This is a genomic window from Streptomyces sp. A01, assembly GCF_059026195.1.
The window spans coordinates 224,290-236,322 of record NZ_JBWLKN010000008.1 but is presented as its reverse complement, the minus strand read 5'-3'; the positions used below and the strand labels follow the sequence as shown (position 1 = coordinate 236,322).

Sequence of the window (12,033 nt, the reverse complement as noted above, 5' to 3'; positions counted from 1 at the left end):
GTTGGACTGGTCGGAAAACGGTGGGGCGGTCAGCTGAGGAGGCCGTGGGCCTCCGCGACTTCTCGCACGGCTTCCAGCGCGTGGTCGATGTCGTGAGGTTCCATCGCCGCGGTCACCGTGAGCCGGAACCGCGCGGTGCCCGGGGGCACGGCGGGGAACATCGCGGTGAAGACGTACACACCCCGTGCGAGCAGGTCCTTGGCCATGCGGAGGGCGGTCGTCTCATCGCCGACGTGGACGGGCACGATCGGTGTCCGGGTGCCCATGACATCGAAGCCGAGCGCGACCAGGCCGGTGCGGAACCGTTCGGTGTTCTCCCACAGCCGCTTCCTGCGCCATGGTTCGCGCTGCGTCAGGTCCAGGGCCTTCAGCACCCCGGCCACGGTGACCGCGGGCAGGCTGGCGTTGAAGGTGTAGGTGTGGGAGGTGTGCCGGATGTACTCGATGACGTCGCGACCACCCGCGACGAAGCCGCCCACTCCGGCCAGCGACTTGCTGAAAGTGCCCATCAGCAGGTCCGGGACGGCGCCGAAGTGCTCGGCGGCGCCACGGCCGCCCGGCCCCATGACGCCGAGCGCGTGCGCCTCGTCGACCATCATCATCGCGTCGTGACGACGGGTCAGCTCGGCGATCTCGGCCAGTGGCGCCAGGTCACCGTCCATGGAGTAGACGCCGTCGACCACGACGAAGCGCTTCGCCGCGTCGGCGTTGCGCTCCAGGATGTACTCCAGCTTGGGCACACTGTTGTGCGAGAAGATCTTGATACGGCTCTCCGCCAGCCGGCAGCCGTCCATGATGCTCATGTGGTTGAGCTGGTCGGTGACGATGACCGTCTCCGAGTCGCACATCGCCGAGATGGCGCCCAGGTTCGCCATGTAGCCCGAGCTGAAGGTCAGCGCCGCCTCGGTGCCCAGCCAGTCCGCGAGCCGTGCCTCCAGCTCCTGGTGGAGCGTCGTGGTGCCGTTGACGAGCCGGGCACCGCAACTGCCGGAACCGAAGCGGTCCAGCGCCGACTTCATCGCCTCGGTGATCTCCGGATGCCCGGCGAGCCCGAGATAGTTGCTGGTGCTCAGTACGAGCACATCGTCGCCGTCCAGCTCGGTCCGCACGTCCTGACCCGCGGCGAAGGCCGGTTCGAACGGGTAGAGACCGCGGTCCCTCACGTCCCGCACCAGATCCAGCATGGGTGCCATCGTTTTCCCGTATGCCTGCGAAATCATGTGACGCAGACTGCCGGGCGCGCACCGCCCACCACTACGGGAAGAACCCTGGGATGTGCCGATCCCAGGGTCCTCCTGACACACCCTGGCTCGGCGGGGAGACCTGCTGTGCCGCCGACCTGCTGTGCCGCGCATGCGGAGCGACTTGATCCCAGCCGACGCAGGCGGCCAGTCACGTCTCCGCCAGCCACCGGAACGCCCGGCGGGCAGGGATCACCTCTGGCTGGTTCCGCCGCTCCTGGCGCGGCGGTGGAACCGGAGCGCGCGGGTGTTCCTACGCGACCCAGTGCGGCCGCCGGGTGGCGGACGGGGCCGGGAGGCCGTCGCATCTGGGCCACCCCCACCACCGGCCGTCCGTACCAGCACGGAGAAGCCACCCGGGCCCGCTTGCCGCAGGCGGCGCCGACGGGGAAGCCCGGTCAATGAGGCAGCGGGGAGCCCGGTGGTCGAGCGGTGCTGGCGCGAACGATGAGCTCTGGTTCGACGGTGAGGTGGGTCGCCTCCGTCGTGCGGCCCTCGATGTGCTCCAGCAGCAGGGCGATACTGCCGCGGCCGATCGCGGCGAAGTCCTGCCGGACGGTGGTCAGGGGCGGAGGGAAGAAAGCGGCCTCCGGAATGTCGTCGAATCCGGCCACCGCCACGTCGGCGGGAGTGCTCATGCCCGCTTCACGCAAGGCGCGCAGGACCCCGAGGGCCATCTGGTCGTTCGCGACGAACACCGCTGTCAGCCGGGCACGCGGCGTGACCCGCGAGTTGCCGGCCCGCGTGGTAGCCGGAAAGAGGGCTCCAGTCGCCCCGCGGGAGCGGCGGAACCTCCGCTCCCGCCGCCCGCAGGGAGTCCTCCCACCCGCGGGCGCGTGCCTCGCTCTCCAGCCAGTCCGGCGGACCGGCGACGTGCCATACCGTGCGGTGTCCCGCGGCGAGCAGGTGCTCGGTGACCATACGGGCGCCGAGGGCCTGGTCGAGGGAGACGCCAGGCAGCTCAAGGCGGTGCCCGCCTTCCACCGTGACCACAGGGAAGGCGGTCCGCGTCGTCGCGAGAGCCCGCACCATCTCGCGCTGCGGGGTGATGGCGATGACGCCTTCGACCCCCCACGCGGTGAGGTGCTCCATCGCCTGGCCGAGCCCTGCTCGCGTAGCGGTACGAAGGGTGACGGTCGACACCAGATAACCCTGGTCGCGGGCCGCTAACCCTGGTCGCGGGCCGCTTCCTGCACCCCGGCGAGCGTGCTCGCCGGCCCGTGGAGGGTGGTGTTGACGGCGATGACGCCGAGGGTGTGCGTACGCCGGGTGACCAGCGCGCGGGCAGCGGAGTTGCGACGGTAGCCCAGCCGTGCGATGGCCTGGTTGACCTGCGCACGCGTCACTTCCCGCACGTTGGGATGGTCGCTGAGCACGCGCGACACCGTCTGATGTGACACGCCTGCCACCCGGGCGACGTCCGCCATGGTCGGCGGTTTCGTGGCGTCAGAGGGCGGGGGCACGCGTCTTCCTTCCCTGTGACCTGGCTGGTGGGCTACGCGCCACACGGTACCCGCCCGGCCGAAAGCCCCGCCGATGTGTCCGGCCGCTCATAGCGCGGCTGCGATGCCGCGCGGCCACCGGCGCCGCGGCTACGGGCGGGCTTCGAGGCGCCAGCCGGTGACGAGGTCGGCTGCCAGCTTCGGCCAGCGTACGGCCAGGCGCTGGCGCGCGATCCGGTCGCGTACGGGACTCGCGACGATCTGCCGCGCCAGTGCCGGATGCTCGCGCAGCAGGCGCTGGTAGGCGGGGAGGGTGTCGTGGGTGATGTAGTCCCAGCGCCGTACGCGGTCCGCGAGGTTGAAGCTCGGCAGCGGGGTGGTGAGCCGGACGTGGGGGATGCCGGCTCCTGTCCAGGTGCTGACGACGAGCGGCGAGTACTGGGCGGGGGTGCGGGCGCCGGGCAGGGAGACACCACCGGCGACGGTGATGGCGTAGGTGACCAGCCCCCCGAGAGGTCCGCGGTGCTCGCGCGTCTGGTCCCACTGGTCGGCGATGATCTGGTTCTGCTCACGGGACAGCAGCTGAGTGTTGGCGGCGTCGACCTCGGTCGGCCGTCCGGTGGCGATGCTGCGCCACGAAGCGGCTGCCTCGTCGTCGATCAGCCCGGCCGCCAGCATCTCGTCGGTCGCCGCCGTCCCTCCGTACAGATACGCGGCATGCATGGACGCCTGGTCCATGTAGATGTGCTTGTGCATGGCGAGCAGCTTGACGGCGAACCACCGCAGGTCGGCGGCCGTCAGGTCGGCGCCGTCCCGCGCGAGGTCCGTGACCTCGCGCGGCAGCCGGTCCTGGAGCTCCGGCGGCAGCGTGCTGATCTTCCGCGCGAGAAGAGGCGCGAGCCTGGGCAGTGCGTCGAGGTCCAGGAAACCGGCAGCGAACGACGGGCCGATGATGTTCGCCATGCCTGCCCAGCGCAGCTCCGGGTGGCGCAGGAACATCCTTCCGTAGTGGGTGTAGGCGGCCACCACGATGTGCCTGTTGGCCTCGGCGCCGCCTGCCGGTGCCCAGCCGCGCAGGTCGATGCCCGCGTCGTCGACCGCCCGCACGAGCCAGTACTGCCAGAGCAGCGCCCGGTAGCGGGCGGGGGCGATGCCCGCGGCGCGCACGGCGGCCAGCGCGGCCTCCAGCGGCGCCGCCTCCGAAGGCAGCGAGGGATGCACGCCGCCGATGTGTTCACCGTCCGCGTTGGCCAGCGGCAGGTCGAGATAGCGCGAGGCGAGGTCGCGGGCCGCGGTGTCGTGCGCGGTTCCCCGTACGACGCCGGGCGGCCGCGCGGTGGCGACCGCGGTCCCCGCACTGGCCATGTCACCCAGGAGAGCCAACGACACCGCGATCAGGGCCCACGCGGGTCTGCCGCCCCTGGCCCGCCCGTACCGGGCACCGGCCGCCCGGTCGCGCGAGGCGGACATCGTGCGCTTCATGGTGTTCCGCATGCCCAGGGCAACGAGCGTCCGACGCCAACGACACGACGCGGGGCGGCACTTGCGGCGGTGTGCCGCGGCGCCGCGCCGGGTTCGGCGCGTACGGACCCCCGCCCCGTGGCAGGGAGCCGCTTGTGCCGGGTGGACGTCGCGCCGGCCGCCGGTATCGAGGGCCAGGTTCTGTCCCGTACGGGCCTGCCCGTCCTGCCCGTCCTGGCCGTCCTGGCCGACCGACCGGCCGGGCTTCGGCCGAGCCCGACCCGGTGGGACCGTGGCCCCCGCGGCCACCGCAATTCCCCGAAGGAGAAGACGTGTTGCTGTGCGGCTCAGTACGGTGACGCGGTGCACTCGGCAGCTCCCCCTCGTCAGACACCACTGCCCGCGACTCATCGACCTGGGCCGCGACGCTGAGTGCTTGCCCCGGTGAACCGGACGTCAACCCCAGCCTCCCGCGTTCACACGATCGAGCCAGCGCGCGCCACATGCTCCACCGGGTCGCGCGAGGAAGACAGCCGCCCGGGTGAGGACCACCGGCGCACCGCTTCGGGGATACCTCCATCCGGTCCGCGGTACGCGCCACCCGTATCCCCACCGGGGGCCTGCCGACGACCAGCAAGCGATCAGCAAGCGATCAGCGAGGAGTACGCGTGCGGCAGAGACTGACCCACGGCCGGCGACGGGCGGTGTCGTGATGCGACGCGCGTACCGCGGGAAACCGGGGGCCGGTGCCACAACGCCGGAAGACGGTGTCTCCGACGCCGAGCGGGAACTGTTCGGCGGCAAGCTGCGCTACGACCAGTCTTTCGTACGCCACGAGCAGCCTCTGCTGAGTGTGAGCGTCTGGACCATGGCGGCCGCCCTTCCGCGTATGGTCGCCCTCGTCGTGCGCGCCGCGTGGGCCGCGGACCGGCGGGCGCTGTGCGGGCTCGTGACCGCCGAGCTGGGCCAGGGCATGGCCGGGGCCTTCGCTCTGGTCGCCGCGAACCGCGTCCTGACCCAGCTGTTCGCCCAGGGGCCCACGCCGGAGCGCCTTCGTACGGCCCTGCCCGCGCTGTTGGTGATGGCCGCGGTGACCATGTGCACGGCTGTCCTTGCCGCGTGGTCGGTGGCGATGTCGGGCCGTCTGGAGCCCCAGGTCGAACGTGCGGTCTCCGCCCGCTACTACGCGGCGACCACCCGCGTGGAGCTGCGTGCCACTGAGGAGCCCGCCGTCCAACGGGTCCTGGAAGCCGGAAAGTTCGGCACCGACTCCGCACGCCGCATGATCGGCTCGTCGGTGGCGGTCGCCAACGCCCTGCTCGGGCTGGCGGCCGCGGGGGCCGTACTGGTCACTCTCAATCCCCTGCTGCTGCCGCTGCTGGTGCTCGTCGCCGTGCCCAAAGGCTGGGGCGCTGTGCGCTCCGCCCGGCGCGAGTACGCCTCGCGCCGGCACTGGATCGACCACCGGCGTGCCATCTCCACGCTGGTGCAGTATCTGACGATGCCGCACGCCGGTCCGGAGATCCGGGCGCACGGCGCCGGTCGGCTGCTGCTGCGGGCGTACGAGGAGATGTCCGCCTCCATGGAAGCCGAGCAGCGCCGGCTCGCGCGGGCCCAGGCGGGCACGCAGCTGATCGCGGCGTCCCTGTCCGGTGTGGCGGCGCTCGGCGTGTACGGAGTGCTCTGGCTGCTGCTGACCACGGGCGGCATGCCGCTGGCTGTCGGCGGCACAGCGGTGATCGCCATCCGCACGTCCACCGGCAGGCTCACCGCCCTGGTCATGCAGCTGAACAGGACCTACGAGGAATCGCTGTGTCTCAGCGACACCCACGAGGCGTGTGCTGTGGCCGACCGGAACGCCATCCCCTCCACCGGTCAGCAGGTGCCTGCCACGGTCGACCGGATTCGGCTGGAGAAGGTCTCCTTCACCTATCCCGGCGCGACGGTTCCGTCCCTCGCCGCGGTCAGCCTGACCGTGCCGCGCGGCTCGGTGGTCGCCCTGGTCGGCATGAACGGCTCAGGCAAGACGACCCTCAGCAAGATCCTCGCCGGTCTGCTGCTGCCCACGTCAGGGCACGTGTGGTGGGAGGGTGACGGCGCGGACGGCGCCACACGGGTGGACCTGCGCGAAGCGGACCGGGCGCAGATCTTCAGCCGGGTGGCTCTGCTCGGCCAGGACTTTCCGCGCTGGCAGATGTCCGCCCGTACGAATGTCACCATCGGCGACGCGCGCCGCCCACCCGACCAGCAGCGGCTGGAAGCAGCCGCCGAGAGCGCCGATGCCCGCGCCATCATCGACACACTCCCCCACGGCTGGGACTCCATCGTCGTCAAGGGCTACGAGCGCGGAACGCAGATCTCCGGCGGCCAGTGGCAGAAGCTGGCCAACGCCCGCATCCGCTACCGGGCCGCTCCCTTCGTCATCGTCGACGAGCCGACCTCCGCCCTCGACCCGCACGCCGAAATCGAAGCCTTCGACGGGCTGCGCCGTATGACCGATGACGGCACGACCGTCGTACTGATCACCCACCGGCTGGCCGCCACCGCGGCGGCCGACCACATCTACGTCCTCGACCACGGCCGCCTCGCCGAGGAGGGCGACCACGCGGCGCTGATGCGGCACACTCGCGGCCTGTACCGCGGCATGTACCGAGCGCAGGCGGCTCAGTACGGCCACATTCCCGCGCAGACCGGCTCCGCGCCTGTCGCCCCGGACCAGGACCGCGCCGGTGACCCGGCCGGCGGAGACGGCACTGCCCGGTGAGGACGGCCGGAACCAGTGGTCCCCCGGTGGCTGGTCCAACGGGGGTGATCACGGGGGTTGATACCGTCCGGCCATGTCTGAAGCACATGAGTCAAGCGATCCCGTCACCGCGGCCGACGTCGAGTATGCCGTCCGCCAGGCGGTCACAGCCCTGCGCGCGGCGCGGTCACCGGACTGGGACGCCAAGGCGGGCTCCCTGGAGTGGAACTGCTGGGAGACCGTCGAGCACCTCGCCGACGATCTGTTCGCCTACGCCGCCCAACTCGGCCTGGAGGACCCGCCGCTGGACTCGCACATCCCGTTCGCTGTGACCCGTACCAGGCCCGGCGGCCCGGCGAACACCATCTCCGCGAAGCGCGACGCCGGTCCTGCCGGTCTGTTGCGGGTACTGGAAGCCAGCGGTGCGCTGTTGACGGCCATGGTGCGTACCGCCCCGCCGACGACCCTGTCCCACCATGTCTTCGGCGCGGCCGACCCCGAGGGCTTCGCCGCCATGGGTGTCGTCGAGACGCTGGTGCACATGCACGACATCGCCGGGGGTCTTGGCATCGAGTGGGAGCCGGACGCCGACCTGTGCGGCCGGGTGCTGGCCCGGCTCTTCCCCGACGCCCCGGCGGACACCGACCGCTGGACGACGCTGCTGTGGGCGACCGGCCGGGCGGAGCTCCCCGGTCGGCCACGTCTCACACAGTGGCGCTGGCACGGCACGCCCCGGGGCGACGTCAGGCCGTAGGCGGCGCGCCGGACCGGTGGGCACGGGCCCAGCCGGGGCCGTGGCGTTCCTGGCCGACCGGCCGAACGCGGCCCGTACGTCGCTCAGACCGGGTCCCTCAGCATGGCGAGCTCTTCGCCGGTGAGGGTCAGGTCGGCCGCCGCGGCGGAGTCGCGGATGGACTCGGGGCGGCTGGCGCCGGGGATGGGGATGACGCGGGGCGACGCGGCGAGGTGCCAGGCAAGGCAGATCCGCTGGGGGCTCACACCGCGTTGGCGGGCGATGGTGTGGAAGGGCGTCCGCGCTGCCGGCCCTTCGGTGTCCAAGGCGCTGCGGGAGATGCCACCGAGCGGGCTCCAGGGCAGGAAGGCGATGCCGAGTCCGTCGCAGAGCCGCAGCTGCGGTGCGCTGTCCCTGACAGCTGGGGAGTAGCGGTTCTGGACGGTCGCGAGACGATCGCCGAGCAGGTGGTGTGCCTGGCGGATCTGGTCGGAGTCGACGTTGGAGAGGCCCGCCAGCCGGATCTTGCCTTCGTCGAGCAGGTCGCGCAGCGCTCCGACGGATTCGGCGAAGGGGACCTGGGGGTCGGGCTTGTGCAGCTGGTACAGCCCGATGGCGTCGGTGCCCAGGCGCTTCAGTGACGCCTCGCAGGCCCTGCGCAGATGGTCCGGGTCCCCGTTGACCGACCAGGTGCCGTCTCCGGGGCGGCCGCGGCCGCCCTTGGTGGCGACGAGGACTGCGGAGGTGTCACCGCCGTAGGCGGCGAGGGCGCGCGCGATCAGCTGTTCGTTGTGCCCTGTCTCGCCGGCGTGCCAGTGGTAGGAGTCGGCGGTGTCGATGAGGGTGACGCCCGCGTCGAGTGCGGCGTGGATCGTGGCGACCGCCCTGGTCCCGTCGGGCCGGCCTTCGATGGACAGGGGCATCGCGCCGAGGCCGATGGGGCCCACGGGCGTGTCTCCGATCAGGCGGACGCGCATGCCAGCGCCTCCTTCGCGACGTGCGGCAGCCAGTCGGCGGTGTGCGAGAAGCGGAAGCCGAGTTCGGTGGCGCGGGTGTTGTCCACGGTGTAGCAGCGGTCGAAGGAGAAGGGCGAGGTCTCGGAGCCGACCGCGAACACGGGCTCTCCGAGGGCCTGGGCCAGCTGCCGTACGTCCAGTGGTCCGTGGGACGCGGCGTTGACGGGGCCGGTGAAGTCCCCTTGTGCCGCCCAGGCCAGGAACCGCGCGATCTCCTGGTCGTGGATGAAGGACGCGGGCCGCGGGTTCTGGTGGGTGATCACGGGGAGACCCCGCTGGATGCGGCTGATGTAGGAGGCGAGACGTCCGGTGAAGTCCTCACCGCCCAGGACATGCGCTGTCCGCACGCTGACGAACTCGAAAGCGGCGTCTCGCGTGAAGACGGCTTCCGCCTGGCGCTTGCCCTCTCCGTAGTGGGCGGCGCGGAAGTCCGGGTCCTGCCACGGCAGGTCCACGCGGACCGGCCAGGTCGCGGGATCGACGGCGTCTTCCGGGAGCGGCGCGCCGTCGAGTCCGGCGTACACCTCGACCGTCGAGGTCATGACGTAGCGCCGGGTCGTCCCCCCGAAGACGCGGCGGGCCACCGCTGCTTGCCGGGGTGTGTAGCAGACCTGGTCGAGCACGGTGTCGAAGGTGTGCCCGGCCACCGCGTCGCGCAGGGCGTTCTCGTCGTCGCGGTCGGCCCGCAGGTGCCGCACGCCTCCCGGCGCGGGTGCGGAGCCCCGGTTGATGATGGTGACCGCCAGTCCGGCGTCCCGCAGGTTCTCGATCAGCCGTCTGCCGAAGTACCGGCTGCCGCCGATGACGGCTATCTCTTTCGCGTTCATGGCAGTCAGCCTGCCCGCGTATCGTCATCAGCGGTAGTGGTGATCTCCTTACCTGGCTTTAAGGAAAACTGATGATCGATGTGCGTCGGCTCGGCATCCTCCGCGAGGTGGCCCGGCACGGAAGCTTCAACCGTGCCGCTGCGGCCCTGCGCCTGACACCCTCGGCCGTCTCGCAGCAGATAGCCGCCCTCGAACGGGGCCTCGGCTCGCCCGTGGTGGACCGCAGCACCCGGGGAGTGAGCCTCACCGAGGCAGGCCGCATGCTCGTGGAGGCCGCCGACGCCATCGCCGCCGAACTCACCGACGCCCAGGAGCGCGTCAACCGGCTGACGACGGACTGCACCGAGCTGACCATCGCCACCTTCGCCAGCGGCGGCCGCAGTCTGCTGCCGCCCGCGCTCACCCGTTTCGCCGCCCAGCACCCGGAAGTCGATGTGATGTTCCTTGAGCGTGAACCGGAGGACAGCCTCCCGCTGATCCGCGAGGGCCGGGCCGATATCGCCCTGGCCTACCACCTGGACGGCCCGCCGCCCTCCCGCCCCGGCGACCGGTCGGGCATGGACTGGACGCCGCTGACCACCGACCCGCTGCACGTCGTCCTTCCCCGCGCGCACCCCCACGCCGACCGCCCCAGCCTCCACCTCGCCGAACTCGCGGACGAGCGCTGGGTCCTCGGCTGCCTCAAGACCGCCGACCTCCTCGGCCACTACGCCGGACTCGCCGGATTCCACCCGCGTATCACCTGTAGCGCCACCGACTACTTCTTCGCCCAGGCCCTGGTCGCCGCGGGGGTGGGCATCGCTCTCATCCCCGCTGTCGCCCTGGCGCCCGAACCCGCGCTGGTCGCCCTCCCCCTGGAGGCGCCCAGCCCGTCCCGCTACATCGGTGTCGCGACCTCCCGCCGCCACCGCGGTCCCGCCCAGCCCTACGTCGAGGCACTGCGCGCTCTCCTGCTGGACACGCGCCCTGGTCACCACGCCACGGACGCCGGAGCTTCGCCTGTGTCCGGCTGAGGGACTCCCACGCGGGGCGGCCGTTATGGACCGGTCGGGGCGGTCGCCATTGGACCTGTTCAGCAAGCCATTGCGGCATGAGAGTGGGGGCATGAACACCGAGTTCCTGCTGACGTCCCTCATCGTCGTCGCCACACCCGGCACAGGCGTGCTCTACACGGTGGCGGCCGGCCTCTCCCACGGTGCCCGCGCGAGCGCCATCGCCGCCGCCGGGTGCACGCTCGGCACCCTGCCCCACATGGTCGCGGCGATCACCGGACTCGCCGGACTGCTGCACACCAGCGCCACGGCGTTCCAGGTCCTGAAGTACCTGGGTGTCGCCTATCTCCTCTACATGGCGTGGAGCACTCTCAGGGACAAGGACGCGCTCACCGGGGAGACGGAGGCCACTCCCCGTTCGGCGGCGAAGATGGTCACCACCGGTGTCCTCATCAATATCCTCAACCCGAAACTCACGATCTTCTTCTTCGCCTTCCTGCCGCAGTTCGTGAGTCCCGGCGAGCCGAACGTCCTGTTGCGCATGACCGAGTTGAGCGCGGTCTTCATCGCGCTGACCTTCCTGGTCTTCATCGCCTACGGACGGTTCGCCGCCGCGATGCGCGACCACGTCCTGTCCCGCCCGCGCGTACTGACCTGGCTGCGCAAGATCTTCGCGGGCGCCTTCGTCGTCCTCGGCGCCCGGCTCGCGTTCCTCTGATCCACGCCCGGCCCCTTTTCCCTGCCCCGTTCATGGAAAGCAGAAATCATGCACTTCCAGCATTCCGCCGAGATCTGGCAGAACTTCCCTGACCTCGCTCCCGGTGTGCTCCTTGTCGGCGGAATCACCAGCGACGTTCCCGTGGACCACCGGCTCACCGCTTACCACTCGGTCGCGGCAACCCGGCTCGCGGGCACACCGGAGGGGCAACTGCCGGAGATCCAGGCCTGGCGGCGCGCCTTCTCGACGATGGGTCTCAAGCCGACGCGGTACCGCTGCGCCTCCGAGTCGCTGCTCCGGCGCTTGAGGAAGGAGGGGCAGCTGCCCCGGACCCATCCGCTGATCGACATCTGCAATGCCGTCTCGGTCGCGTTCGCCCTCCCGGTGGGCGTCTTCGACCTCTCCGCCGTAGCGGAGCACATGGAAGTCCGTTACGCGGAGGGGGACGAGACGTATGTGACGTTCTCCGGCGAGAAGGAGACTCCCGCGGCGCGTGAAGTGATCTTCGCGGACGGGGCGGGCCAAGCGCACGCCCGGCGGTGGTCCAACCGGCAGAGCGGCCTGTCGGCGGTACGGGACGCCACCAGCAGCGTGCTGATCGTCGCCGAGGCGATGCACGGTTCGGGCGTCGAGGACGTCGCGCGGCTCACGCACACTCTCGCCGAGGAGCTGGCAGCCCTGTGGTCCGTGACCCCGAGGACCGCGGCCCTGAGCCAGGCGTCACCGCGCTTCGAGTTCTGAGCCACCGCTGAGACACCGATGAGACACCGCTGAGCCACCGCGGCAGTGAGAGAGCCCCGGCCCCTCGTACGCCCGGCGCGGGTCGCCGACGAGCAGACCTTGACCGACTTCCCCATCTG

The 12,033-nt window shown here is 71.3% G+C and carries 11 protein-coding genes and 1 pseudogene; 5 read left to right on the top strand and 7 right to left on the bottom strand.

Features of this window, described 5'->3' with window-relative positions; genetic code table 11:
- Positions 1–29 precede the first annotated feature (29 nt).
- From AC5P1B_RS13650 to AC5P1B_RS13630, 5 genes and pseudogenes are all read right to left on the bottom strand, one after another.
- Positions 30–1,184 (bottom strand): aminotransferase class I/II-fold pyridoxal phosphate-dependent enzyme, encoded by a 1,155-nt coding sequence (locus tag AC5P1B_RS13650; RefSeq protein ID WP_493887256.1) that lies wholly within the window; start codon positions 1,182–1,184, stop codon positions 30–32.
- A gap of 455 nt (positions 1,185–1,639) precedes the next feature.
- The gene (locus AC5P1B_RS13645) at positions 1,640–2,206 is read right to left on the bottom strand and encodes a substrate-binding domain-containing protein (RefSeq protein WP_493887255.1); all 567 of its coding nucleotides are present in this window, start codon (positions 2,204–2,206) and stop codon (positions 1,640–1,642) included.
- Positions 2,091–2,384, bottom strand: a pseudogene (locus AC5P1B_RS13640) (type 1 periplasmic-binding domain-containing protein); the annotation flags it as partial. The gene AC5P1B_RS13645 and the pseudogene AC5P1B_RS13640, both read right to left, overlap by 116 nt.
- A gap of 23 nt (positions 2,385–2,407) precedes the next feature.
- A complete protein-coding gene (locus AC5P1B_RS13635) occupies positions 2,408–2,704 on the bottom strand; it encodes a LacI family DNA-binding transcriptional regulator (RefSeq protein WP_493887254.1) in 297 nt (98 codons plus the stop codon).
- Positions 2,705–2,833: 129 nt separating this feature from the next.
- On the bottom strand, positions 2,834–4,165 hold the full coding sequence (locus AC5P1B_RS13630) for a hypothetical protein (RefSeq protein WP_493887253.1): 1,332 nt from the start codon (positions 4,163–4,165) through the stop codon (positions 2,834–2,836).
- Between the two features lie 691 nt (positions 4,166–4,856).
- On the opposite strand from AC5P1B_RS13630, the gene AC5P1B_RS13625 reads away from it, so the two are divergent.
- Positions 4,857–6,908 (top strand): ATP-binding cassette domain-containing protein, encoded by a 2,052-nt coding sequence (locus tag AC5P1B_RS13625; protein ID WP_493887251.1) that lies wholly within the window; start codon positions 4,857–4,859, stop codon positions 6,906–6,908.
- 73 nt (positions 6,909–6,981) lie between these two features.
- Complete coding sequence (locus tag AC5P1B_RS13620) at positions 6,982–7,641, top strand: hypothetical protein (protein ID WP_493887250.1); 660 nt, start codon at positions 6,982–6,984, stop codon at positions 7,639–7,641.
- Positions 7,642–7,724: 83 nt separating this feature from the next.
- Here the strand turns inward: AC5P1B_RS13620 and AC5P1B_RS13615 are convergent, their stop codons facing one another.
- Positions 7,725–8,597 carry an aldo/keto reductase gene (locus tag AC5P1B_RS13615; RefSeq protein ID WP_493887249.1) on the bottom strand — a complete coding sequence of 291 codons (873 nt, stop codon included), beginning with the start codon at positions 8,595–8,597 and terminating at the stop codon, positions 7,725–7,727.
- Positions 8,582–9,463: an NAD-dependent epimerase/dehydratase family protein gene (locus tag AC5P1B_RS13610; protein WP_493887248.1), complete on the bottom strand. Its 882-nt coding sequence runs from the start codon at positions 9,461–9,463 to the stop codon at positions 8,582–8,584. The genes AC5P1B_RS13615 and AC5P1B_RS13610 overlap by 16 nt, the downstream gene beginning before the upstream one ends.
- Positions 9,464–9,534: 71 nt before the next feature.
- Between AC5P1B_RS13610 and AC5P1B_RS13605 the strand changes: the two genes are divergently transcribed.
- The 3 genes from AC5P1B_RS13605 (at position 9,535) to AC5P1B_RS13595 (ending at position 11,914) form a co-directional block, all read left to right on the top strand.
- Positions 9,535–10,476, top strand: coding sequence for a LysR family transcriptional regulator (locus AC5P1B_RS13605; protein ID WP_493887247.1), 942 nt, complete (start codon positions 9,535–9,537; stop codon positions 10,474–10,476).
- A 91-nt stretch (positions 10,477–10,567) separates the two neighbouring features.
- The gene (locus AC5P1B_RS13600; RefSeq protein ID WP_493887246.1) at positions 10,568–11,173 is read left to right on the top strand and encodes a LysE family translocator; all 606 of its coding nucleotides are present in this window, start codon (positions 10,568–10,570) and stop codon (positions 11,171–11,173) included.
- 48 nt (positions 11,174–11,221) lie between these two features.
- Positions 11,222–11,914 carry a B3/B4 domain-containing protein gene (locus tag AC5P1B_RS13595; protein WP_493887245.1) on the top strand — a complete coding sequence of 231 codons (693 nt, stop codon included), beginning with the start codon at positions 11,222–11,224 and terminating at the stop codon, positions 11,912–11,914.
- The last annotated feature ends 119 nt before the right edge of the window (positions 11,915–12,033 follow it).

Coding starts and splice junctions, on each gene's coding strand:
- AC5P1B_RS13650 (WP_493887256.1), bottom strand. CDS start 1,184: ATGCTGGATCTGGTGCGGGACGTGAGGGACCGCGGTCTCTACCCGTTC.
- AC5P1B_RS13630 (WP_493887253.1), bottom strand. CDS start 4,165: ATGAAGCGCACGATGTCCGCCTCGCGCGACCGGGCGGCCGGTGCCCGG.
- AC5P1B_RS13625 (WP_493887251.1), top strand. CDS start 4,857: ATGCGACGCGCGTACCGCGGGAAACCGGGGGCCGGTGCCACAACGCCG.
- AC5P1B_RS13620 (WP_493887250.1), top strand. CDS start 6,982: ATGTCTGAAGCACATGAGTCAAGCGATCCCGTCACCGCGGCCGACGTC.
- AC5P1B_RS13615 (WP_493887249.1), bottom strand. CDS start 8,597: ATGCGCGTCCGCCTGATCGGAGACACGCCCGTGGGCCCCATCGGCCTC.
- AC5P1B_RS13610 (WP_493887248.1), bottom strand. CDS start 9,463: ATGAACGCGAAAGAGATAGCCGTCATCGGCGGCAGCCGGTACTTCGGC.
- AC5P1B_RS13605 (WP_493887247.1), top strand. CDS start 9,535: ATGATCGATGTGCGTCGGCTCGGCATCCTCCGCGAGGTGGCCCGGCAC.
- AC5P1B_RS13600 (WP_493887246.1), top strand. CDS start 10,568: ATGAACACCGAGTTCCTGCTGACGTCCCTCATCGTCGTCGCCACACCC.
- AC5P1B_RS13595 (WP_493887245.1), top strand. CDS start 11,222: ATGCACTTCCAGCATTCCGCCGAGATCTGGCAGAACTTCCCTGACCTC.